At 67.7% G+C, this 21303-nt stretch carries 19 protein-coding genes; 7 read left to right on the top strand and 12 right to left on the bottom strand.

The features are described from left to right. Positions 1–242 precede the first annotated feature (242 nt). From JNG39_RS03230 to asnB, 5 genes are all read right to left on the bottom strand, one after another. Positions 243–506 carry a BolA family protein gene (locus JNG39_RS03230; RefSeq protein ID WP_368309636.1) on the bottom strand — a complete coding sequence of 88 codons (264 nt, stop codon included), beginning with the start codon at positions 504–506 and terminating at the stop codon, positions 243–245. After that, positions 503–802 (bottom strand): YciI family protein, encoded by a 300-nt coding sequence (locus JNG39_RS03225; protein WP_368309635.1) that lies wholly within the window; start codon positions 800–802, stop codon positions 503–505. The genes JNG39_RS03230 and JNG39_RS03225 overlap by 4 nt, the downstream gene beginning before the upstream one ends. A gap of 29 nt (positions 803–831) precedes the next feature. Continuing rightward, positions 832–2364, bottom strand: a complete 1533-nt coding sequence (lysS, locus tag JNG39_RS03220) for a lysine--tRNA ligase (RefSeq protein ID WP_368309634.1) — start codon at positions 2362–2364, stop codon at positions 832–834. A gap of 57 nt (positions 2365–2421) precedes the next feature. Then, positions 2422–3547, bottom strand: a protein-coding gene (gene prfB / locus JNG39_RS03215; protein WP_368309633.1) for a peptide chain release factor 2 whose coding sequence is annotated in 2 segments (ribosomal slippage) — positions 2422–3471 and positions 3473–3547 — 1125 coding nt in all. Because the reading frame shifts where the segments join, the coding sequence is not laid out codon by codon here. A 172-nt stretch (positions 3548–3719) separates the two neighbouring features. Further along, the gene (gene asnB / locus JNG39_RS03210; protein ID WP_368309632.1) at positions 3720–5390 is read right to left on the bottom strand and encodes an asparagine synthase B; all 1671 of its coding nucleotides are present in this window, start codon (positions 5388–5390) and stop codon (positions 3720–3722) included. 232 nt (positions 5391–5622) lie between these two features. Between asnB and JNG39_RS03205 the strand changes: the two genes are divergently transcribed. Continuing rightward, on the top strand, positions 5623–6051 hold the full coding sequence (locus JNG39_RS03205) for a hypothetical protein (RefSeq protein WP_368309630.1): 429 nt from the start codon (positions 5623–5625) through the stop codon (positions 6049–6051). On the opposite strand, the gene JNG39_RS03200 is transcribed toward JNG39_RS03205, so the two are convergent. Further along, positions 6015–7370: a formimidoylglutamate deiminase gene (locus JNG39_RS03200; protein ID WP_368309629.1), complete on the bottom strand. Its 1356-nt coding sequence runs from the start codon at positions 7368–7370 to the stop codon at positions 6015–6017. The genes JNG39_RS03205 and JNG39_RS03200 overlap by 37 nt on opposite strands. A 184-nt stretch (positions 7371–7554) precedes the next feature. Between JNG39_RS03200 and JNG39_RS03195 the strand changes: the two genes are divergently transcribed. The 5 genes from JNG39_RS03195 to JNG39_RS03175 all read left to right on the top strand — a co-directional run bounded on the left by JNG39_RS03195 (position 7555) and on the right by JNG39_RS03175 (position 14344). Next, positions 7555–9126 carry a GNAT family N-acetyltransferase gene (locus JNG39_RS03195; protein WP_368309628.1) on the top strand — a complete coding sequence of 524 codons (1572 nt, stop codon included), beginning with the start codon at positions 7555–7557 and terminating at the stop codon, positions 9124–9126. Positions 9127–9197: 71 nt separating this feature from the next. After that, positions 9198–10520: a chloride channel protein gene (locus JNG39_RS03190; RefSeq protein ID WP_368310800.1), complete on the top strand. Its 1323-nt coding sequence runs from the start codon at positions 9198–9200 to the stop codon at positions 10518–10520. Continuing rightward, complete coding sequence (gene hutI, locus JNG39_RS03185) at positions 10520–11752, top strand: imidazolonepropionase (protein ID WP_368310799.1); 1233 nt, start codon at positions 10520–10522, stop codon at positions 11750–11752. Before JNG39_RS03190 ends, hutI begins: the two co-directional genes overlap by 1 nt. Before the next feature lie 184 nt (positions 11753–11936). Then, positions 11937–13604: a hypothetical protein gene (locus JNG39_RS03180; protein WP_368309627.1), complete on the top strand. Its 1668-nt coding sequence runs from the start codon at positions 11937–11939 to the stop codon at positions 13602–13604. Between the two features lie 17 nt (positions 13605–13621). Continuing rightward, complete coding sequence (locus JNG39_RS03175; protein WP_368309625.1) at positions 13622–14344, top strand: hypothetical protein; 723 nt, start codon at positions 13622–13624, stop codon at positions 14342–14344. Positions 14345–14355: 11 nt separating this feature from the next. Here the strand turns inward: JNG39_RS03175 and JNG39_RS03170 are convergent, their stop codons facing one another. The 4 genes from JNG39_RS03170 to JNG39_RS03155 form a co-directional block, all read right to left on the bottom strand. Continuing rightward, entirely contained in the window at positions 14356–16365 is a 2010-nt protein-coding gene (locus tag JNG39_RS03170; protein WP_368309624.1) for a M13 family metallopeptidase, read from the bottom strand. A gap of 104 nt (positions 16366–16469) precedes the next feature. Continuing rightward, on the bottom strand, positions 16470–16628 hold the full coding sequence (locus tag JNG39_RS03165) for a 30S ribosomal protein THX (RefSeq protein ID WP_144910717.1): 159 nt from the start codon (positions 16626–16628) through the stop codon (positions 16470–16472). A gap of 81 nt (positions 16629–16709) precedes the next feature. Continuing rightward, positions 16710–17681: a cation diffusion facilitator family transporter gene (locus tag JNG39_RS03160; RefSeq protein WP_368309623.1), complete on the bottom strand. Its 972-nt coding sequence runs from the start codon at positions 17679–17681 to the stop codon at positions 16710–16712. A gap of 36 nt (positions 17682–17717) precedes the next feature. Then, positions 17718–18164 (bottom strand): MerC domain-containing protein, encoded by a 447-nt coding sequence (locus JNG39_RS03155; protein ID WP_368309622.1) that lies wholly within the window; start codon positions 18162–18164, stop codon positions 17718–17720. Between the two features lie 88 nt (positions 18165–18252). Between JNG39_RS03155 and JNG39_RS03150 the strand changes: the two genes are divergently transcribed. Next, on the top strand, positions 18253–20268 hold the full coding sequence (locus tag JNG39_RS03150; RefSeq protein WP_368309621.1) for a TonB-dependent receptor: 2016 nt from the start codon (positions 18253–18255) through the stop codon (positions 20266–20268). 193 nt (positions 20269–20461) lie between these two features. On the opposite strand, the gene JNG39_RS03145 is transcribed toward JNG39_RS03150, so the two are convergent. Both JNG39_RS03145 and JNG39_RS03140 read right to left on the bottom strand, forming a co-directional pair. Continuing rightward, the gene (locus JNG39_RS03145; RefSeq protein WP_368309619.1) at positions 20462–20926 is read right to left on the bottom strand and encodes a transcriptional repressor; all 465 of its coding nucleotides are present in this window, start codon (positions 20924–20926) and stop codon (positions 20462–20464) included. A 40-nt stretch (positions 20927–20966) separates the two neighbouring features. Continuing rightward, positions 20967–21248, bottom strand: a complete 282-nt coding sequence (locus JNG39_RS03140) for a hypothetical protein (protein WP_368309617.1) — start codon at positions 21246–21248, stop codon at positions 20967–20969. Positions 21249–21303: the final 55 nt, after the last annotated feature.

The raw sequence follows: 21303 nt of genomic DNA, 5'->3' as shown, positions 1-21303 counted from the left end.
CCGTGGGCTCCGGTCGGGAGCCACCCCCTGGCAGATCGATCACTTTGCCAAAGGGGTCACTGAGGTGCAATACGCGAAACAACGCGAAAAAGGAAGGGTAAGCTTCTGATTGGACAAGATCCACTAGCCGAAACGAGGCCAGGACCATTCGCCGATGCGATCGGCTCCCACCCCTTCGGTAGCGAGACACCGCCTACCGAAGGGGTGGGAGCCGATCGTATCGGCGAATTCACGGGGAGCGGTCACTCGCCCGGCGTCTTCGCCTCGATCGACAGCGCATGGATGCCGTCCGGCATCATGTCGCCCAAGGCCTCGTAGACCATCCGGTGCCGCTGGATCGGGTTCTTGCCGGCGAAGGCCGGGCTGACGATGCGCGCGAAGAAATGCCCCCGGCCCTCGCCCGCGTGGCCCGCGTGCTTGTGGCCCTCGTCGATGACGTCCAGCTCCACCGGGGCCAAAGCCTCGGTCAGCAGCCGGCGGATGCGCTCGACCTTCTCGACGGTCACGGCAGGGTCACGCGAAACGGCCGCACGGTGACGTCCCGGTAGACGCCCGCCTCGACGTAGGGATCGGCATCGGCCCAGGCCTTGGCGGTGGCCAGGTCGGCGAATTCAGCCACGATCATGCTGCCGTCGAAACCGGCCTCGCCCGGGTTTTCCGAATCGATGGCCGGAAACGGGCCGGCCAGCTTGAGCCGTCCCTCTTCGAGCAGGGCCTTCAGGCGGGCGATGTGCGCCGGACGCGCGGCGAGGCGCTTTTCCAGCGAACGCGGATGGTCGAGGGCGACGATGACGTAGTACATGGCTTGGGCTCCGGGTATGGCGAGGCCGCTCAGGCCTCGGGACGCATGGTCGGGAACAGCAGTACGTCGCGGATGGACGACGCGCCGGTGAGCAGCATCACCAGGCGGTCGATGCCCACGCCGAGGCCTCCCGTCGGCGGCAGGCCGACCTCGAGCGCACGGATGTAGTCGGCGTCGAAGTGCATGGCCTCGTCGTCGCCGGCGTCCTTGGCATCCACCTGCGCCTGGAAGCGGGCGGCCTGGTCTTCGGAATCGTTGAGCTCGGAGAAGCCGTTGGCGATCTCCTTGCCGTTGATGAACAGCTCGAAGCGGTCGGTGATGCCCTTGTCGGTATCGCTCTCGCGGGCCAGCGGCGAGACCTCCACCGGGTGGTCGGTGATGAAGGTCGGCTGCACCAGGGTGTGCTCCACCGTGGCCTCGAATATCTCCAGCAACAGCTTGCCCCAGCCGTACGACGGCTTAACGTGGATACCCAGGCGCGTCGCGTGCGCGGCCATGGCCTCGCGGTCGCGCAGCTCTCCCGGCTTGATCTCCGGATTGAGCTCCAGCACGGCGTCTTCCATGCGCCAGCGGCGGAACGCCGGGCCCACGTCGACCGTGGCACCGTCCCACTCGATGGCGGTGTGGCCGATCACGTCGGTGGCGGCCGAGCGGATCAGGCCCTCGGTGAGGTCCATGATGTCGTGGTACGTGGCGTACGCCTGGTACAGCTCCAGCATGGTGAACTCGGGGTTGTGCCGCGTGGACACGCCCTCGTTGCGGAAGTTGCGGTTGATTTCGTATACGCGGTCGAAACCGCCCACGGTGAGGCGCTTGAGGTAAAGCTCCGGCGCCACGCGCAGAAAGAGCGGGATGTCGAGCGCGTTGTGGTGCGTGGTGAACGGACGCGCGGTGGCGCCGCCCGGGATCACGTGCATCATGGGGGTTTCCACCTCCATGAACCGGCGCGGCGGAGCCTCGAGCCAGCGGCGCACGTGGCTGACGATCTTCGAGCGCAGCACGAAGGTGCGGCGCGATTCCTCGGTGACGATCAGGTCGACGTAACGCTGGCGGTAACGCTGCTCGACGTCGGCCATGCCGTGGTGCTTGTCGGGCAAGCCGCGCAGCGACTTGGTGAGCAGGCGGATCGACTCGACCTTGATCGACAGCTCGCCCGTCTTGGTGCGCATGAGCGTGCCCGTGGCGCCGACGATGTCACCGAGGTCCCAGCGCTTGAAGGCGTTGTACGCCTCTTCGCCCACGGTGCCCTGGTGCACGAAGAGCTGGATGCGGCCGGTGCCGTCCTGCATCTGCACGAAGCTCACCTTGCCCTGCCCGCGCATCAGGATGATGCGGCCGGCCACGGCCACCTGGCGGGGCGCGGCCTCGATGGCCTCGGCCGTCCAGCGGTCCTTGTCGGCGAACTCGTCCTGCAGGTCGCCCGCGAAGCTGTCGACCTTGAAGTCGTTGGGGTAGGCGATGCCCTGCGCACGCAGCGCTTTCAGTTTCTCGCGGCGCTCGGCAATGAGACGGTTTTCGTCGGCGGCGGTCGCGGGAGTGTCGGCGTGGGTGTTTTCGGTCATGGCTCTTGGAGTGGCTTCATTAATGAGCGGGGGCGCCCATGCGCCCCCGGTGGTGCATCACGCGTCGATACGCTTGGAACCGGCTTCCAGGCCCCCCTTGAGGCTGGCTTCGACGAATTCGTCGAGGTCGCCGTCGAGCACCTTCTGCGTGTCGGAGCGTTCGATGCCCGTGCGGAGATCCTTGATGCGCGACTGATCGAGCACGTAGTTGCGGATTTGGCTGCCCCAGCCGATGTCCGACTTGGTGGCTTCCAGCGCATCCTTTTCGGCGTTGCGCTTCTGCACTTCCAGTTCGTACAGCTTGGCCTTGAGCATCTTCATCGCGCGGTCGCGGTTGGCATGCTGGCTGCGCTCGGTCTGGCAGGCCACCACCGTGTTGGTGGGGATGTGCGTGATGCGCACCGCCGATTCGGTCTTGTTCACGTGCTGGCCACCCGCGCCCGACGAGCGGTAGACGTCGGTCTTGAGGTCGGCCGGATTGATGTCGATCTCGATGTCGTCGTCCACTTCGGGGGAGACGAACACCGAGGTGAAGCTCGTGTGGCGGCGGTTGTCGGAATCGAACGGGCTCTTGCGGACAAGGCGATGCACGCCGATTTCCGTTTTCAGCCAGCCGTAGGCGTAATCGCCTTCGACGCGGAACGTGGCCGACTTGATGCCCGCGACTTCGCCGCCGGACACTTCCATCAGCTCGGCTTTCCAGCCGCGCGACTCGGCCCAGCGCAGATACATGCGCAAGAGCATTTCGGCCCAGTCCTGGGCCTCGGTGCCGCCGGCGCCGGCCTGGATGTCGACGAACGCCGGGGCGGCGTCGAGCTTGCCGGAGAACATGCGCTGGAACTCGAGCTTGCTGACCCGTGCCTCGACCTTGTTCAGATCGTCGGCGACGGACTGCACCGTGGCCTCGTCGCCGTCGGCGGCGGCCATCTCGAGCAGCTCCTTGGAATCGTCGAGCGCGCCGGTCATCTCGTCGATGCCGGTCACGATGGTGTCGAGCTGGGCGCGCTCGCGGCCCAGGTCCTGCGCGCGCTTGGGATCGTCCCAGACGGTGGGGCTCTCGAGCTCGCGGTTGACTTCTTCTAGGCGTTCTTTCTTGACAGGGTAGTCAAAGATACCCCCTAAGCGACTCGACGCGGCCCTTGAGGTCCGCGATCTGCGCGAGGATCGGATTGGTCTCGATCATGGTTGGCTGGCCTGCTGGTGCGGCGCGGGGCGCGCCGGCTAAAGCAGCCGATTCTAGCAAATCGGGCGCTGTCGCGACCGGGTTTCGCCGATACGATCGGCTCCCACCCCTCCGGTAGGCAGTGACTTCGCTACCGAAGGGGTGGGAGCCGATCGTATCGGCGAACCGGCCGTCAGGCCGGCAACGCCTCGCGATGCACCCCGCGAACCGCCCGCCCCGAGGGATCGGCCGCCGCCGCGAAGGCCGGGTCCCACGCCAGCGCCGCGGGCGACGAACACGCGATGGACTTCCCACCCGGCACCGTCGCCGCACACGCCTCGCCCGGAAAATGCTTCTCGAAGATCGTCCGATAGAAGAACGCCTCCTTCGTCGCCGGCGTGTTGTGCGGGAACCGCGAGGCCGCCGCGGCGAACTCACGGTCGGACACCATCGATTCCGCGTGCGCTTTCAGGCCGTCGATCCAGCCATAACCCACGCCGTCGCTGAACTGCTCTTTCTGGCGCCAGAGGATCGATTCCGGGAGCGCGCCCTCGAAGGCCTCGCGCAGGATGCCCTTCTCGATACCCTTGCGCGCCACCATCTTCGCCTGGGCATCGAAGCCCATGGCCACCTCGAGGAACGCCGTGTCGAGGAAGGGCACCCGCGCCTCCACGCCCCAGGCCGACATCGACTTGTTCGCGCGCAGGCAGTCGTAATAATGCAGGGCGTCGAGCTTGCGCACCGTCTCGTCGTGGAATTCGCGGGCCGAGGGCGCCTTGTGGAAATACAGGTAACCGCCGAAGACCTCGTCCGAGCCTTCGCCGGACAGCACCATCTTCACGCCCATCGCCTTGATTCGCCGCGCCAGCAGGAACATCGGAGTGGACGCGCGGATGGTGGTGACGTCGTAGGTCTCGATGTGGCGGATCACCTCGGGCAGCGCATCGAGACCTTCCTCGAAGGTGTAGCGGAAGCCGTGGTGCACGGTGCCCAGGGCCTCGGCCGCCACCTCGGCGGCCTTCAGGTCCGGCGAGCCCTCCAGCCCGATGGCGAAGGAATGCAGGCGCGGCCACCAGGCTTCGCCGCGATCGTCGTCCTCGATGCGATGCCGGGCGAAGCTCGCCGCCACGGCGGCGACCAGGGAGGAATCCAGGCCGCCGGACAACAGCACGCCATAGGGCACGTCGGTCATCAATTGGCGGTGCACCGCCGCCTCGAACGCCACGCGCAGGGCCCGGGGATCGATGTCGTGACCCTCGGTCGCCGCGTAATCGCGCCATGCGGGATGCCAGTAACGCACCGCCTCACCCCGCTCGCTGTCATACACGTGGCCCGGCGGAAACGGTGCGACATCCGCGCACACGCCCACCAGCGACTTCATTTCCGACGCGACGCACAGCCGCCCTTCCTTGTCATGACCCCAGTACAGCGGGCAGACCCCGACCGGATCGCGCGCGATGACGAAGCGCCCGCGAGCCGCATCCCACAGCGCGAAGGCGAAGATGCCGTTCAGCCGACCGAGGAAATCGGCCCCGTGTTCGCGGTACAACGCATTGATCACCTCGCAGTCCGAGCCGGTGGTGAACGCATAACCGCTGGCGGCACGCAATTCGCGGTGGTTGTAGATCTCGCCGTTCACCGCGAGGGCCAGGTCGCCTTCCGGCGAACGAAGCGGCTGGGCGCCGCTGGCCGGATCGACGATGGCAAGGCGCTCGTGCACGAGGATGGCGCCCCCATCCACGTACACGCCGCTCCAGTCGGGGCCGCGATGGCGCTGCCGCTGGGAAAGCTCCATCGCTTTCGCACGCAGGGCGACGAGGTCGTCGCCCGGTGCGAGACCGAACATGGCGAAAATCGAACACATGGCCTTTCTCTCCTTGGTGGGGGCACTGCTACGAAAAAGCGCACAAAGAAAAAGGCCCGCCTGGTGAGGGCGGGCCTTGGTGTGTACCGGTGGTTTCGCTTGCAACCGCCTACACGCCGACCCTCCCGAGGTTCCGGGCATTATTGGTATTGGCGTTATTGGCGGCGATGCGGATCATGGGTCGAATAGACCATGATTCGTGTCGCGGTTGCAATACCTGAAGGAGACATCCATGCATTCCCTGATCGCCCTCGCCCTCCTGTCCACGGCCCAGCCCGCCCCCGCCTGGCTTGCGGGCGATTGGGAGCCCTACAGCAACGCCTTTCTCGGCCTGGGCATGCTCAGCATCGGCAAGGGCACGCTCAACTGGAAGGAATGCCGCGGCGCGCATTACGACGTGACGTCGATCGACGGCGACAGCGTCACGCTGAAACTCGCCGGCGATAGTCGCTGCCTGCTCGGCGGCGATCCGCCCGCGCGGATCGACACCGTACGGCTCACGCTCCGGGAGAACCGCTGCGACCTCGGCGTGACGATCTACGCCTCGCCCGAGGCCCTGACGAGGAACGCGCCCGATGCCGAAGGCCTCTACGGCAAGGTGAAATGCCCGTCCGGCCCCGTCTCTCACGCGGCCGCCAATCTCTCCACCACGCCGCGATAGGCCTTCGCGGCCCGCTCCTCGGCGGCGTGCGCGAAGTCGCGCACGCGCCAGCGGCCGCCGACCATCACGTCGCGCACGAGCGGCGTGTTGCCGGCGAAGAGGAAGCTGTCGAGCACGTCGGCTTCGTCGCGCGCGGCGAGCAGGGGCGAGCGATCGTCGAGCACGAGCAGGTCGGCGCGGGCACCGGCGTCCAGGCGTGCGACGTCCGCGGCGGACGCCCGCGCGCCGCCGTCGAGGGCTCGACGCCAAAGCGAATCGCCCACGCTTTCCTCCGGCCGTCGCGCGGCCACGTTGCGATGACGTGTCACCAGGCGCTGGCCGTATTCGAGCCAACGCAGTTCCTCCACCGGCGACACCGAGATGTGCGAATCCGAACCGATGCCGAGCGTACCGCCGGCGTCGATGAAATCGGCCAGCGGGAACAGGCCGTCGCCGAGATTGGCCTCGGTGGTCGGACACAGGCCGGCCACCGCGCCGCTCTTCGCCAGCCGCTGGGTTTCGTGGGCGCTGAGGTGGGTGGCGTGGATCAGGGTCCAGCGCGCATCCACGTCGGCATGGTCGAGCAGCCATTCCACGGGACGGGCGCCGCGCACGGCGAGGCAGTCCTGCACCTCGCCGATCTGTTCGGCCACGTGGATGTGGATGGGTAGCGCTTTCGAGATGCCGGTGGCGAGCAGCGAACGCATGGCCTCCTCCGGCACCGCCCGCAGCGAATGCAGCGCGATGCCGACACGCAGCATGTCGTCCTGCATCGGCACGAGCCGCTCCAGCAGCGATACGTACTGGCCCACGTCGTGACGGAAGCGGCGCTGCCGTTCCGACAGCGGGCGGCCGTCGAAGCCACCGCTCATGTAGAGCACCGGCAACAGCGTAAGGCCGATGCCCGCGTCCTTCGCCGCCTCGATCAGGGCGAGCGACATCTGGGCCGGATCGGCGTACGGCACGCCGCCCGGGCCGTGGTGCAGGTAGTGGAATTCGCAGACCTGGGTGTAGCCCGCCTTCACCATCTCCACGTAGAGCTGGGTGGCGATGGCCTTGAGGTCGTCCGGATCGATCGCTTCGGCGAAGGCGTACATCGTTTCGCGCCAGGTCCAGAAACTGTCTTCGCCCGGCCCGCGCCGTTCGGCCAGGCCGGCCATGGCGCGCTGGAAGGCGTGCGAATGCAGGTTGGGCATGCCGGGCAGCAGGAAACGACCGACGCGCTCGCCGCCTTGGGCGCCGGGCACGAAACGACCGTTCTCGATCGCGACGCCGCCCTGCCCCGCCTGCCAGGAGGTGCCCTGCCAGAGGAAGTCGGCGGAATAGGTGGCGTGGGGCATGGGGAGGTCCTTGATGCGGGGTGCCCAGATGCTACCGCACGCCCGATTCGCCGATACGATCGGCTCCCACCCCTCCGGTAGCTAAGGTATCGATCGCCCTGCTACCGAAGGAGTGGGAGCCGATCGTATCGGCGAATCCAGGTCGCGAAGCCATGGATTTCCACCAGCGGCGCATAATAGGCCGATGACCGAACCCACCGCCGCCCAGAACCCGAAGCTCACGCTTCGCCTCGCGCGTCCGTCGGACGTACCCGCCCTCGTGGCCCTCACCGCGCGCGTCTACACCGCCGAATGGGGCCATTCGGCCGAAATGCTGCAAGGCCAGCAGACCCACTTTCCCGAAGGCCAGTTCGTGGTCGAGTACGAAGGAAAGATCGTCGGCTTCTGCGCCACGTTCCGCATCAACGAATCCGTGGCGCTCGCGCCGCACACCTGGATGCAGATCACCGGCGGCGGATTCGCCTCGCGCCACGACCCCAAGGGCGACTGGCTCTACGGCATGGAAGTGGTGGTGCACCCGGATTACCGCGGCATGCGCATCGGCCAGCGCCTCTACCAGGCGCGCAAGCGGCTCTGCACCGACCTGAAGCTGCGCGGCATCGTCTTCGGCGGGCGCATCCCCGGACTGGCCCGGGCCATCGGCCGCTACGGTAGCGCGGAGGCCTACGTGCAGGCCGTGGTCGAAGGCAGCCGCCGCGACCCCACGCTGAGCTTCCAGTTGCGCAACGGTTTCGAGGCCATCGGCCTGCTGCGCGAATACGTGCCGTCCGACCACGAATCGCTCGGTTACGCCGCCCATCTCGTCTGGCGCAACCCCCAGTTGCTCAACCATCCCGATACGCCACGCGTGTCGCAGAGCCATCGCCTGCCCGACTCCGTGCGCGTGGCATCGGTGCAATACCAGCAGCGCCGCATCGCCTCGTTCGCCGAGTTCGCCACCCACGTGGAATACTTCGTCGACATCGCGGCCGACTACGACGCCGATTTCGTGGTGTTCCCCGAACTCATCACGTTGCAGTTGCTGTCGATCGAGAATGCCGAACTCTCGCCGGTGGATTCCATCCGCCGCCTTTCCGAGTACACCGACGAGGTGAAGGCGCTGTTCCATCGCCTCGCCGTGCATTACAACATCAACATCGTCGGCGGCTCGCATCCCACGCGCCAGCCCAACGGCGACATCCACAACGTCTGTTACGTGTGCCTGCGCGACGGTTCGGTGCACGAGCGCGAAAAGCTGCATCCGACGCCGAGCGAGCGCAACGTGTGGAACATCACCGGCGGCGATTCGGCGGCCACGATCCAGACCGACTGCGGCCCGATCGGCGTGATGATCTGCTACGACTCGGAGTTTCCGGAGGTGGCCCGCCACCTCACCGACCAGGGCGCGCTGATCCTGTTCGTGCCGTTCTGCACCGACGTTCGCGAAGGCTACCTGCGCGTGCGCTACTGCTCGCAGGCACGCGCCATCGAAAACCAGTGCTACGTGGTGCTCTCGGGCAACGTGGGCAACCTGCCCGGCGTGAACAACTTCGACATCCAGTACGGCCAGAGCTGCATCCTCACGCCGAGCGATTTCCCCTTCGCGCGCGATGGCATCGCCGCCGATTCCACGCCGAACATCGAAACGGTGCTGTTCGCCGACCTTCGACTGGAAAACCTGGCACGCGCGCGCAACTCCGGCGCGGTGCAAAATCTCAAGGACCGCCGGTACGACCTTTACCAGGTCCGCTGGGCCCGTACCACCGACGTCAAGTGAGCGAATCCCCCGTGCAGGAACAACCTTCGAACGACTCTCCCCGCCCCTCGCCGGCCGGGCGCCTGCGCGCCCTGGGCAATCATGAGTGGCTTTCTCCGACGGAATGGCGCCGTCGCATCATCTTCTGGACCGGTGCCGTCCTCGTCGGCCTGGCGGCCGTGTTCTTCGCCCAGGCGGCCGACTACGCGTTCGAGCTGTTCCGGCGCGTGGCATCGCACGGATGGTGGGTGCCCCTGCTCATCACCCCGGCGGTGTTCGCCCTGCTGTGCTGGCTCACCGAGGGCGCCCTCAAGGCGACGCGCGGCTCGGGCATTCCCCAGGCGATGGCGGCCCTCAAGGTCGAGGACGACGGCTTTCGCGGGCGATTGATGTCGCTGAAGATCGCGGTGGGCAAGATGGCGCTGACCCTCGCCGCGCTGCTCGGCGGCGCGTCGGTGGGACGCGAAGGCCCCACCGTGCACGTCGGTGCCGGATTGCTCTATTCGCTGGGCCGCCGCTTCGGTTTCGCGGAACCGGCCGCCGCCGGCCGTTTCATCCTCGCCGGATCGGCCGCCGGCCTCGCCGCCGCGTTCAACACGCCGCTGGCCGGCGTGGTGTTCGCCATCGAGGAAATGTCCGGCGCCTTCGAGCACCGCATGAGCGGCACGCTGCTCACCGCCGTCATCGTCGCGGGCGTGGTGTCCCTCGGCATCCTCGGCAACTACGCGTACTTCGGCGACGTCACCGCGTCACTGCCGTTCGGCAAGGCCTGGCTCGCGGTACTCCTGACCGGGCTGGTCTGCGGATTGGCAGGGGGCCTGTTCGCGCGGTTGATCCTGCCGTCGGCCACCGGCCTGCGCGGCTTCGTCGGCCGCCTGCGCGCACGGCAGCCCGTGGTATTCGCCGCCTTCTGCGGCCTGGGCCTCGTGCTGCTCAGCCTGCTCAGCGCCAACGGTCTCTATGGCACCGGTTACACGCAGGCGCGCGACATCCTGCAGGGGCATGACATGGCCGGCCCCTTGTTCGGCGTGCTCAAATTCCTCGGCAACATCGCGTCCTCGTGGGCGGGCATCCCCGGCGGCATTTTCTCGCCCGCCCTGGCCGTCGGTGCCGGTTTGGGAAACAACATCGCGCAACTCCTGCCGGGCGCCGACGTATCGTCGGTGGTGTTGCTGGGCATGGCCGCCTACCTGTCGGGCGTCACGCAGGCGCCGCTCACGGCGACCGTCATCTCCCTCGAACTCACCGCCAACCGGCAGATGGCGCTTCCCATCATGGCGGCTTGCCTGCTCGCCCGCGCCACGTCCGCCCTGGTCTGCCGCGTACCGGTCTACAAGGCACTGGCCGAAGACCTCGTCGCCCGATACGAGGAAGAACGCCTGCGCCGTGAACCCAGGCCGGAAGAATCGGCATGATGGCCGATACCCGCTGGGACCACCTGCTCGTCGACGTCGGCCTTGCCACGCTCACCGACAACGGCCGTCCCTACGGCGCCATCGAAGACGGCGCGATCGGCTGGCGCGATGGACGCATCGTCTTCGCGGGACGTCGCGCCGACCTGCCCGGCGCGCCCGACGCGCTTTCGCACCGCGTCGAATCGATGCCGGGCACGTGGGTCACGCCTGGATTGATCGACTGCCACACCCACCTGGTATTCGGCGGCGATCGCGCGCGCGAGTTCGAACAGCGGCTGGAAGGCGCCACCTACGAAGAGATCGCCCGCGCCGGCGGGGGGATCGTGTCCAGCGTGCGCGCCACCCGCGCGGCCGGCGAGGACGAACTCCTGCGCCAATCGTTGCCACGGGCGCGGGCGCTGAAGGCCGACGGCGTCACCACCCTCGAAATCAAGTCCGGCTATGGCCTGGAACCCGACGCCGAACGGCGCATGCTGCGCGTGGCGCGACGTATCGGCGAAACGCTCGGCCTGGACGTGCGCACCAGCTTCCTCGGCCTGCATGCCTTGCCGCCGGAATACGCCGGTCGCCGCGACGACTACGTGTCCCTCGTCTGCGACACCATGCTGCCCTTGCTCGCCGACGAGGGCCTCGTCGACGCGGTGGACGCCTTCTGCGAAGGCATCGGCTTCACCCACGACGAAACCGAGCGGCTGTTCGCGAAGGCCGCATCGCTGGGCCTGCCCGTCAAGCTGCATGCCGAACAGCTGTCCGATCTTGGCGGCGCGGCCCTGGTGGCGCGCTACGGCGGGCTCTCCGCCGATCACCTGGAGTGGACCAGCGCCGAGGGTGTCGAGGCGATGGCGCGGGCCGGCACGGTGGCCGTGCTCCTGCCCGGCGCGTATTACGCGCTGCGCGACACGCGACCGCCGCCGGTCGCCGCGTTCCGCGAACACGGCGTGCCGATGGCCGTCGCCACCGACCTCAATCCCGGCACCTCGCCGCTGCTTTCGCTCCGCCTCGCCATGGGCATGGCGTGCACGCTGTTCCGCCTCACGCCCGAAGAGGCCCTGCGCGGCGCGACCCAGTACGCCGCGCGCGCGCTGGGCCTGGACGATCGCGGCACGCTCGCCATCGGCCAGCGTGCCGATCTCGTCGCGTGGAACGTGGGCCACCTGCCGGAGCTGTGTTACTGGATCGGCGGGAGCCTGTTGCGCCAAAGCTGGATCGCGGGCGAACGCGTAGCCGACTGACGGCCACGAAGTCCCTCCGACGCATTTTTCAGAATCCTTCCATAGATCGCGCGGACATCCCTCCCTAACATCGCGACACCTCGCACTCTCTTTCGGGGTGAAGGATGACTCCGGGCCATGGAAGGCCGGAATCGAGGAATGTCGTTTGAAGGTTCCGTCCCGTCTCCCGCCTCGTGCGGGAATCTTGCCATCGCGCCTCACGGTCGTGCTGTGCCTGTCGCTCGCCCTGCTCGCCGGTTGCCGCGACAGGGAAGCCGAAGCGGCGCGCTATGCCCGGCAGACGCGTCAGCTACGCGACGCCACGCGCATGCTCGACGCCCTCGAAACGTCCGATGGCGCCATACCCGCCTCCCTGTCCACCATCACGCCGGTCGATGCCTCGGGTGCGCCCGTCGATCTCGCGTCGCCCTACCCGAACGATCCTTCGGTCCAGGGCCGCGACCCGCGCTGGCTCTTGCTCGCCTTGCCACCGGCGGCCGTGCTGCTGTTCCACTTCGTTCGCCGAAGGAAACGCCCACCGATGTCCGACACCGTCTCCCTGGCCAGCCTGTTCGCGGGCAGCGTCCCGCCTCCCGTTCCGGGTGCGACGAATCGCCCGGCATCCACGTCGGCCGTCACTCCCGTGGCCGCCACGCCGACGATTCCCGTTGAAGCCGTCCCACCGCCCCCGGAAGAGGCTTCCGCGCCGTCCGGATTCTTCGACGACCACGCGTCCTTGCACCTCGTCGGCGATGCGCGGCATCCCGAACTCCATCGGGTCGGTGACCTGTCGCTACCGTTCGACGCGTGGCGCGAGCGGCTTTCGCGCATCGCGTCGACGGATGGCGCCGATGCGGCGCTGGCGTCGTGGCTGCTCCCCGCCTTGCTGGTGCTGCAATCCCGATCGCTGCGCCGGCACGAGGCGGAGATCCTGCTCGACGAGGCGGCGAGGCTCGCCGCCGAGGGTATCCTCGGCGCATCGTCCGACGATCGGCCCCACTGGATCGCACGCGCCATCCGCATCGAACTTGCGAAGATCGAGCGTCAGTCGGGTGCGACGAGGCTCTTCGCGTTACGCGCCCTCCAGTCGAGGCAGCCCACCGACCTCGCCGGCGACGCACCCTGCGTGCTCGACGCCTGGATCGACGTGCACCTGGCATGGGCGGGCTGGCTGCTCGGCGATGGCGCGAACGCGCGCTACGCCGAGGCCGAATCCCTGTGCGAACGGTTGGCCGAAGCGGGGGGCGACGGCGCGGCGCTCGCGCTGAAACGTCGCGCGGCCATCGTCCTTCGGCAGGCCGACAACCCGCGCGCCGCCTCATACGTCGACCAGCTCGATCGTGCACAGACCCTGCTCGGCGAAGCCCACGCGCTCGATGGCGACGCGCACACTGCGCTGCTCATCGCACGGACCGCACATCGCCTGGCCGTCGCGCTGCCGCCCGCGGAGGCCGCCGACGCATGCTCGCACGCGCTCATGCACGCGTTCCTGGCCGAACAACACCCCGCATGGCGCGTGGAGGCACTCGAATGCCGCCTCGCGATACAGCTCACGTACGAATCGCTCCCCGGCCGTACCACGCAAGGCGAGGTGGTGGCCACGCTCGAACGCGAACTCGCCGCCATGGATGCCGAATCCGCCGGCGCACGCATGGCCATGGCCGCGGCGCGGCTGCGCGAAGGCGATTTCGCCGGTGCGAGCACGCTATGCGAGGCCGCCTGGCGCAGCGGCGCGAACGATGCGCGCCTGTTCACGCTGTGGCACGACGCCTGCCGCGGCTGGAGCGAAACCGCGGGGACGGCCGGACACGACCGCGAAGCGCTCGCACAGGCCCTGCGCCAGCTCGCCGTCGCGCGATCCACCACCCGATGACCGCCCAAGGCCCTTCCATGCCAGCATCCCCGATCCCCTCCCTCTGGACCACCCGCTATGGCGTCGCCGCGGCCGTGGGCGGCAACGATCCCGTCGTCCGTTCGCTGCGTGTCTACGGCGAATGGGCCGAACACGAGACCGACCTGCTGAGCGGCCTGCTCGAGGAAGGCCATACCGTACTCGAGCTGGGTGGCGACTACGCCGCGCACGCCATGTGGATGGCGCGCGCCGTGGGCACCACGGGACAGGTGCACGTGGTCGAGCCACGACGCATCCGTTTCCAGCAACTGTGCGCCAACGTCGCCCTGAACGGTCTCGACAACGTCTTCGCCCATCCCCTGTGGCTGGGCCGCGCCAACGGCAAGATCGCCCTCACCGCGGGCGGCGAGCAGGAGCAGGTCCGCATGGCCACGCTCGACAGCCTCGCCCTCGACGCGCTGCACCTGGTCAAGGTCAACCTCACCCACGCGCTCGTCGAGGCCCTTGCCGGCGCCGCGGAAACCCTCCGGCTGCACCGCCCGCTCATCTACGCGCGCCTTTCCGGCATGGAACACGCAGCCGACGAAGTGGCGGCGCTCAAGTCGGCCGGTTATCGCGTCTGGTCACACCTGCCCTACCTCTTCAACGCGGACAACCACGCAGGCGCCAGCGAAAACATCTTCCCCGGACTGGTGCACCAGAACATAGTCGCCGCACCTTCCGACGCGCCATTCACGTTCGGTGGCCGCATGGAACTCTGACGCTCCCTGGCCTACCAGATGCTTACCCGCGCTCCCGGAGGGAGGTAGAGCGCCTGCCCCGGCGTCACGGCGTAGGCGGCATACCAGGGATCGAGATTGCGCATGGTCCACACGCGTTGCACGGCGGGCGCGTGGCCGTTGGTGATGAGACGGCGGCGGAGATCGGCATCGCGGTAACTCAATCGCCACAGCTGCGCCCAGCCGAGAAAGAATCGCTGGTCGGGCGTGAATCCGTCGATCGTCTTCGCCTGGCGACGTTCGGGCGACGCCTTGTAGGCATCGTAGGCCACCGTGAGGCCCGCCAGGTCGGCGATGTTTTCGCCCAGCGTGAGGCGGCCGTCGACATGCATGCCGGGCAAGGGCTCGTACGCATCGAATTGCGTCGCCAACGCACCGGTGCGCTCGCGGAACGCCTTGTCGTCGGCGGGCGTCCACCACGTGGACAGCCTTCCCTTTTCGTCGTACTTCGCGCCCTGATCATCGAACTGATGGCTCATCTCATGGCCGATCACGGCGCCGATGCCGCCGTAGTTGATCGCCGGATCGGCATGCGGGTCGAAGAACGGCGGTTGCAGGATCGCCGCCGGGAAGGTGATGCCGATGGTCGGGTAATTCGCGAAGGCATCCACGGTCATCGGCGTGGCCGACCATTCCCAACGGTAGACCGCGTTGCCGATACGCCCAAGTTCCCATTCGCGCTTCCAGCGGCGTGCGCGCACGGCGTTGCCGAACAGATCGTCGGCCTTCATCGTGAGGCCGGTGTAGTCGTGCCAGCGATCGGGATAGCCGATGCGCGGCGTGAAGGCGGCGAGCTTGGCGTGCGCGCGTTTCTTCGTCTCGGGCGTCATCCAGTCGAGGGCGTCGAGGCGGCGATCCATCGAGGCGATGATGTTCTTCACCATCGCCATCGCGGCGGCCTTCGTCTCCGGCGTGAACCAGCGCGCCACGTAGATACGACTCACGTCGTCGGGCATGGCGTCGACGACGAAAGCGGCAGCACGTGCCTGCCTCGGTTCGCGTTTCTCGCTGCCTTCGACGACCTTTCCGTAAAACGCGAAATCGGCATCGCCGACCTCGTCGGGAAGCACGTCGGCGAACGCGTGCAAGGTGTGCGCACGCAATGCGTCCTTGAGCACGTCCACCGGCGTGGATGCCACGATCTTCGCGATGGCGGCGATGGCATCGGGCTGCATCGCGACCACGCGGTCACCGGCGGCCACTCGGCCGGCGAACAACGCGCCGACATCGAAACCCGGCGCCTCACGCGCCAACGCCGCCAGCGTGGTGGGGTTGTAGGTTTTCGATGCATCGCGATTCCGCAACGGCGTCCAGCTCACCTTCGCGATGGCCGTCTCGAAATCCATCACGGCCCCGGCACGTGTCGCCGCATCGCCCTGCCCGGCGAAACCGAGCATCGCCGCGAGCCATGTCGTGTAGGCCTTTCGCGCCGACACCATCGATGCGCCGTCGGCGAGGTAATAGCTTCGATCGGGCATGCCCAATCCGGACTGGGACACGATGGGTACGTACCGGTCGGGCCGGCCGTCGTCCGGGCCGATTTCGGCAGTCAACGGCAAGGTCACGCCAAGCGCCGCCGCGTCCGCCACGATCGCGCGATACCCGGAGCGTTCGTGGATGGCATCGATGCGTGCGAGCCACGATGCCAGGGGCGCCATGCTCAGGGCCTCCACGCGCGCCGCGTCGAGGTAGCTCGCGTAGGCCGCGCCGATGCGACTGGACGAATCCCTTCGCGCATCGTCGAGGATCTCCCCCACGCGGGCCGTGTTGATATCGGCCAATCGCGTGAATTGCCCGTAGTTGGCCTTGTCGGGGGGAATGGGCGTCGTCCGCGCCCAAATGCCGTTGGCATAGGCGTAAAAGTCGTCGCCAGGGGTCACCTTGCGATCCATGCCGCCGACGTCGAAACCGAAATCGCCGATGGCAGGCTTGTCGGCAGCCGTCGCGCACGACGAAAAGAGCAACGCCAACTGCACCATGCCGACGTTCAGCCACTTCACCATCGACGCACCCCCCGGGCATGAAAGGGTCGATTCTGGCCGCACGGGCCCGCAAAAACAAAAAGCCCCGCGATGCGGGGCTTTTCGTGTCGCCTGGAGGAAAGACCTCAGGCCTTCTTGCGCGGAGCCGCCTTCTTCGCGGCCGCCTTGGTGGCGGCCGGCTTGGCGACGGCGGCGCCGGTCACGATGTCCACGTGCGGACGCGCGTTGCCGTAGCTGGAACGGTAGATCTTGCCGCGACGGGTGCGACGATCGCCCTTGCCCATGGGAATCTCCTTGATTCGTAAGTATGGAGGAAACGGCCGATCATCGTATCAGCGGCCACGTAAAGCGCAAGAGCGGCCCGTTCAGCGGGCGTGGGAGCGGCCCTTGCCGCACCCTTCCAGCTCGTCGGGACAGCGGCCCGGGTCGAACTGGATGGTGGCGTGTCCGACCCGCCAGCGCTCGCTGAGCATGGTCTTCAGGGCCCGGAGCACCCGAGCCTGGTCGGTACCCGGCTGGAGTTCCGCGTGCAGGGTGGCCATGCGCGAACCGGCCGTGACCTGCCATACGTGAACGTGATGGACCCCCGTGATGCCGGGATCGGCCGTGACCAGCACCTTTTCGATCTCGGCCAGGTCGACACCGTCCGGCGTGCCCTCGAGCAGGATGTGGCCCGAACGGCGCAGCAACGACCAGGCGCTGCGCAGGATCAGCAGCGACACCAGGATCGACAGCAGCGGGTCGGCCCAGGTCCAGTCGAGCCAGCGCACCGCCAGGGCGGCCAGCACGGCGGCCACGGAGCCGAGCAGGTCGCCCAGTACGTGCAGGCTGGCACCGGCCACGTTCACGTCGTCGGGATCGTGGCCGTGCAGGAGACGCAACACGAACACGTTCGCCAGCAGGCCGAGCGAGGCCACGGCCAGCATCACGCCGGAAAGGATCGGCTGCGGCGAGAACAGCCGCTGCACCGCTTCGAACACGATGAACGCGACCAGCGCGAACTGCGTGAGCGCGTTGACGAAGCCCGCCAGCACCTCGATGCGCCCGTAACCGTAGGTGCGTCGCGCATCCGCCGGGCGGGCGGCGAATCGCGCGCCGAGGAAGGCCATCAGCAACGCGAGCGCATCGACCAGCATGTGGCCGGCGTCGGCCAGCAACGCCAGCGACCCGGAGACGAGGCCGCCCGCCGCCTCGGCAACCAGCATCACCGTGGTGAGCACGAACGCGATCAGCAGCTTTCGCTCGCTGCCGCCCGCGCCATGGGAATGATCGTGTGCATGCGCGTGCGCATGACCGTGGCCGTGATCGGCGTGCGAGTGGGCGTGATGGTGTGCCATGGTGGAAGGCTAGGCAATGGAACCGCGGTTACACAATCACGGGTGTGCGCAACTGGGCCCGTGGATATGCCCGGCATGGCCGCTGCGATCGACGCGCAGGTTCACGAAATGGGCCGAAGCCACGAGAAGGCCGCCGCACGTCACCAGCACGCTGTGCACCAGCAGCGAATTGCCGTGCAGGAAGGTGACGCCGAGCACCAGCAGCAACAGCCCCGGCACGGCGAGCGTCAGCGGCAGGCGGCGACGATGCCGACGGTAGCCCGAATACAGGGCGGCCGACGCCAGCACGCAGGCGAAGAGGACGAAGCCCGCCTCGAAACGATGGTCGGCGAGGAACGACAGGCCGAGCACCGGCAGCAGCGCGATGACGAACGGCAATGCCGCGCAATGGATGGCGCACAGGAAAGACGCCATCGCGCCGAGGCGGTCGGCGGCGTGCCACCAGCGGCGGGGAGCATCGGAGTCGGTGGGTAGGTCGGTCATGGGAGCCATAGCGTGACTATTTGCACAAGGCGAGGCAAGCGATGATACTTTATAACATTGCAAACCTGAACCCATGGAGCTTTTCCCGATGCGACGATCCCTCCTTGCCCTGACCCTCGCCGCGACGCTCGGCACGGCCCTGCCCGCCACGGCGGACACGGCACCCCAGGACGACACGACGCCGGCCGGCCAGGACGGGGATGCCCCCGGTAAGGCGCGCAAGCACGCCGACAAGCTGGACGCCATCGTGGTCAACGCCGTGCCCCTGGGCCAGAGCGCCGACCAGATCGTGGCCCCTGTCGCCGTGCTGGCCGGATCCGCGCTCGACGACGCCAAGGGCGTGTCGCTCGGCGAGACCGTCTCGTCCATTCCCGGCGTGCAGACCTCGGCCCTGGGCACGGCCGTGGGCCGCCCGGTGATCCGCGGCCTCGACGGCCCCCGCGTGGCGGTGCTCGAGAACGGCCTGTCGTCCCAGGATGTGTCCAACGTGAGCCAGGACCACGCGGTGACGCTGGAGCCGTTCCTCGCCGACCAGATCGAAGTGCTCAAGGGCCCCGCCACCCTGCTCTACGGCTCGGGCGCCATCGGCGGCGTGGTCAACGTGGTGGACGGTCGCGTGCCCGAGAAGGCCCCGGAGAACGGCTTCGCCGGCCGCGCCGAGGTGCGCCACGACTCCGTCTCCGACGGCAGCACGGGCCTGCTGCGCCTGGACGCGGGTAACGATACGTTCGCCATCCATGTCGACGGCATGCACCGCGACAACGAGGACTACGACATCCCCGGCGGCACGCTGAAGAACAGCGCCGTGAAGACCACCTCCGGCTCGGTGGGCGCCTCGCTGCTCGGTTCGTGGGGTTACCTGGGCCTGTCGGTCTCGCGCTTCATGGACCTCTACGGCAGCCCCGCCGAGCCCGGCGATCCGGCCGAAGGCGAGGATCCGGTGCACATCAAGATGGCGCAGACCAACTACACCCTCAAGGGCGGTCTGGTGCAGCCGTTCGAAGGCATCGACAAGATCGAGTTCAGTCTCGGCCACGGCGCCTACCAGCACGTGGAATACGAAGGCGACACGCCCGGAACCACGTTCTCCACCGACAGCAACCAGGGCCGCCTGGTGGTCACCCACGAGCCGATCGCCGGCTGGGAAGGCGCGTTCGGCGTGCAGACCCAGCACCGCCAGTTCTCCGCCGTGGGCGAGGAGACCTTCGTACCGGCCACCACCACCCAGGGTGTCGGCGTGTTCCTGACCGAGCAGCGCGAGTTCGGCCCGGTGAAGGTCGACCTGGGCCTGCGCCACGACAAGCAGAGCGTGGACCCGGACAATGGCCCCAAGCGCGACTTCGCCCCCAACAGCTTCTCCGCGGGCGTCGCCTGGCGCTTCGCCGAACGCTGGCACCTGTCGTTGAACCTCGACCATGCCGAGCGTGCGCCCTCGGAAGAAGAACTCTTCGCCAACGGCCCGCACGAGGCATCGAACACCTTCGAGATCGGCAGCGACCTGCAGAAGGAAACATCCAACCAGGCCGAACTGGGCCTGCATTTCCACGGCGAGCTGGTGGAGGGCAAGGTCGCGGTCTACTACAACCGCTACAAGAACTTCATCTACCTCGCCGACACCGGCGAGATCGAAGACGACCTGCCCGTGCGCATCTGGTCGCAGAACGACGCGAATTTCCGCGGCGCCGAAGCCGAAGCGACGTTCCATCTCGCCAAGGGCCCGTCCGGCCACTGGGACCTGCGCGTGTTCGGCGACACCGTGCGCGCGACCCTCACCGACGGCGGCGGCAACGTGCCGCGCATTCCCGCCGGCCGCATCGGTTCGACGCTCAGCTGGAATGCCGATTCGCTGCGCGCGAGCCTGGGCGCCGTGCGCTACATGAAACAGGACAAGGTGGCGGCGTTCGAAACGGATACCGCCGGCTACACGCTGGTCAACGCGCACTTCGCCTGGACCTTCGTCAACGACGAACGCAGCCAGTGGGAAGCCTTCGTCGACGGCAACAATCTCACCAACCAGACGGCGCGCCCGGCGACCTCGTTGTTCAAGGACGTCTCGCCGCTGCCCGGTCGCAACGTGTCGGTAGGCGTGCGCGCCTACTTCTGAGTTCCCGGCCCGTTTATCGCCCACCTCCCTCCCGGCGGGCCGGAAACACGACGGGGCGTCGCAGTGATGCGACGCCCCGTTTTTTCTCTTGCTCGGTAGGCGCCGATTCATCGGCGACCAGCGCCAAGGCATCACCGCTTCGTTGGCTTTTCGCCGATGAATCGGCGCCTGTCCAGCCGTCTTCGTCGGGTGGCTATCGGCAGTTCTTGCAGATGCCGTGCACTTCGAGCGTCTGCGCCTGCGGACGGAAGCCGAGGGCCTTGGCCTGCATCTCGATCAATTCCGCCACGCGCTCGTCGCAGACTTCCTGCGCGCTCTGGCACTTGTCGCAGATGAGGAACGGCACCTGGTGCGACTCGGCCGGGTGGTGGCACGAGACGAAGGCGTTGATCGATTCCAGCTTGTGGATGAAGCCGTTCTCGAGGAGGAAATCGAGCGCGCGATACACCGTGGGCGGCGCAGCGTTGCCGTGCTTCTCGCGCAGGCGGTCGAGCAGGTCGTAGGCCTTCACCGGCTTGCCCGCGCTCGCCACCAGTTCGAGCACCTCGCGGCGCAGCGGCGTGAGGCGCAGGCCGCGCTCGTTCGACGCATGCTCCACCGCGGCGACGAAATCGCCCGGCGTGTCGTGGTGATGATGGCGGTGTGCAGCGGTAGTCACGGCGAAATCCTCATGTGCTGCATCCTAACATGAGGACGCATCAGCGTTTTTTCGAGCCCGGCAGGGGCGGCGGCCCCGCCGGGCGACGCGGCAGGAAGGGCACGATCCAACCGAACGGCCCGAAAATCAGGGTCGCGACGAGGGTGGCGCCCAAGCGGCCGCGCCACGCCCCGAGCAACGCGCCCACCACGATGAACACCACCTGCCAGAGGATCAGCTGCCCCCACGGAACCAGCCGCATCAGGTTCATGAAGATGACGAAGAACGCCCCGGGATCGGCGGGATCGACGCCTTGCATGGCTTTGGCGAGAAGGTCGTCCACGCTTGCTCCGTTGGATGGCTGGCCGCGAGCATGTTCGCCGATACGATCGGCTCCC

The sequence above is a fragment of the Luteibacter sp. CQ10 genome (assembly GCF_040900725.1).
Classification (GTDB): Bacteria; Pseudomonadota; Gammaproteobacteria; order Xanthomonadales; family Rhodanobacteraceae; genus Luteibacter.
Note: the sequence above shows the minus strand (reverse complement) of the source record. Positions and strands in the feature narration are given on the sequence as shown.

Excerpts from the sequence above, each read along its gene's own strand:
- hutI (WP_368310799.1), top strand. The coding sequence starts at position 10,520 with ATGGCCGATACCCGCTGGGACCACCTGCTCGTCGACGTCGGCCTTGCC.
- lysS (WP_368309634.1), bottom strand. The coding sequence starts at position 2,364 with ATGACCGAAAACACCCACGCCGACACTCCCGCGACCGCCGCCGACGAA.
- JNG39_RS03155 (WP_368309622.1), bottom strand. The coding sequence starts at position 18,164 with ATGACCGACCTACCCACCGACTCCGATGCTCCCCGCCGCTGGTGGCAC.
- JNG39_RS03170 (WP_368309624.1), bottom strand. The coding sequence starts at position 16,365 with ATGGTGAAGTGGCTGAACGTCGGCATGGTGCAGTTGGCGTTGCTCTTT.
- JNG39_RS03225 (WP_368309635.1), bottom strand. The coding sequence starts at position 802 with ATGTACTACGTCATCGTCGCCCTCGACCATCCGCGTTCGCTGGAAAAG.
- JNG39_RS03150 (WP_368309621.1), top strand. The coding sequence starts at position 18,253 with ATGCGACGATCCCTCCTTGCCCTGACCCTCGCCGCGACGCTCGGCACG.
- JNG39_RS03195 (WP_368309628.1), top strand. The coding sequence starts at position 7,555 with ATGACCGAACCCACCGCCGCCCAGAACCCGAAGCTCACGCTTCGCCTC.
- JNG39_RS03160 (WP_368309623.1), bottom strand. The coding sequence starts at position 17,681 with ATGGCACACCATCACGCCCACTCGCACGCCGATCACGGCCACGGTCAT.
- JNG39_RS03165 (WP_144910717.1), bottom strand. The coding sequence starts at position 16,628 with ATGGGCAAGGGCGATCGTCGCACCCGTCGCGGCAAGATCTACCGTTCC.
- JNG39_RS03175 (WP_368309625.1), top strand. The coding sequence starts at position 13,622 with ATGCCAGCATCCCCGATCCCCTCCCTCTGGACCACCCGCTATGGCGTC.
- asnB (WP_368309632.1), bottom strand. The coding sequence starts at position 5,390 with ATGTGTTCGATTTTCGCCATGTTCGGTCTCGCACCGGGCGACGACCTC.
- JNG39_RS03200 (WP_368309629.1), bottom strand. The coding sequence starts at position 7,370 with ATGCCCCACGCCACCTATTCCGCCGACTTCCTCTGGCAGGGCACCTCC.
- JNG39_RS03205 (WP_368309630.1), top strand. The coding sequence starts at position 5,623 with ATGCATTCCCTGATCGCCCTCGCCCTCCTGTCCACGGCCCAGCCCGCC.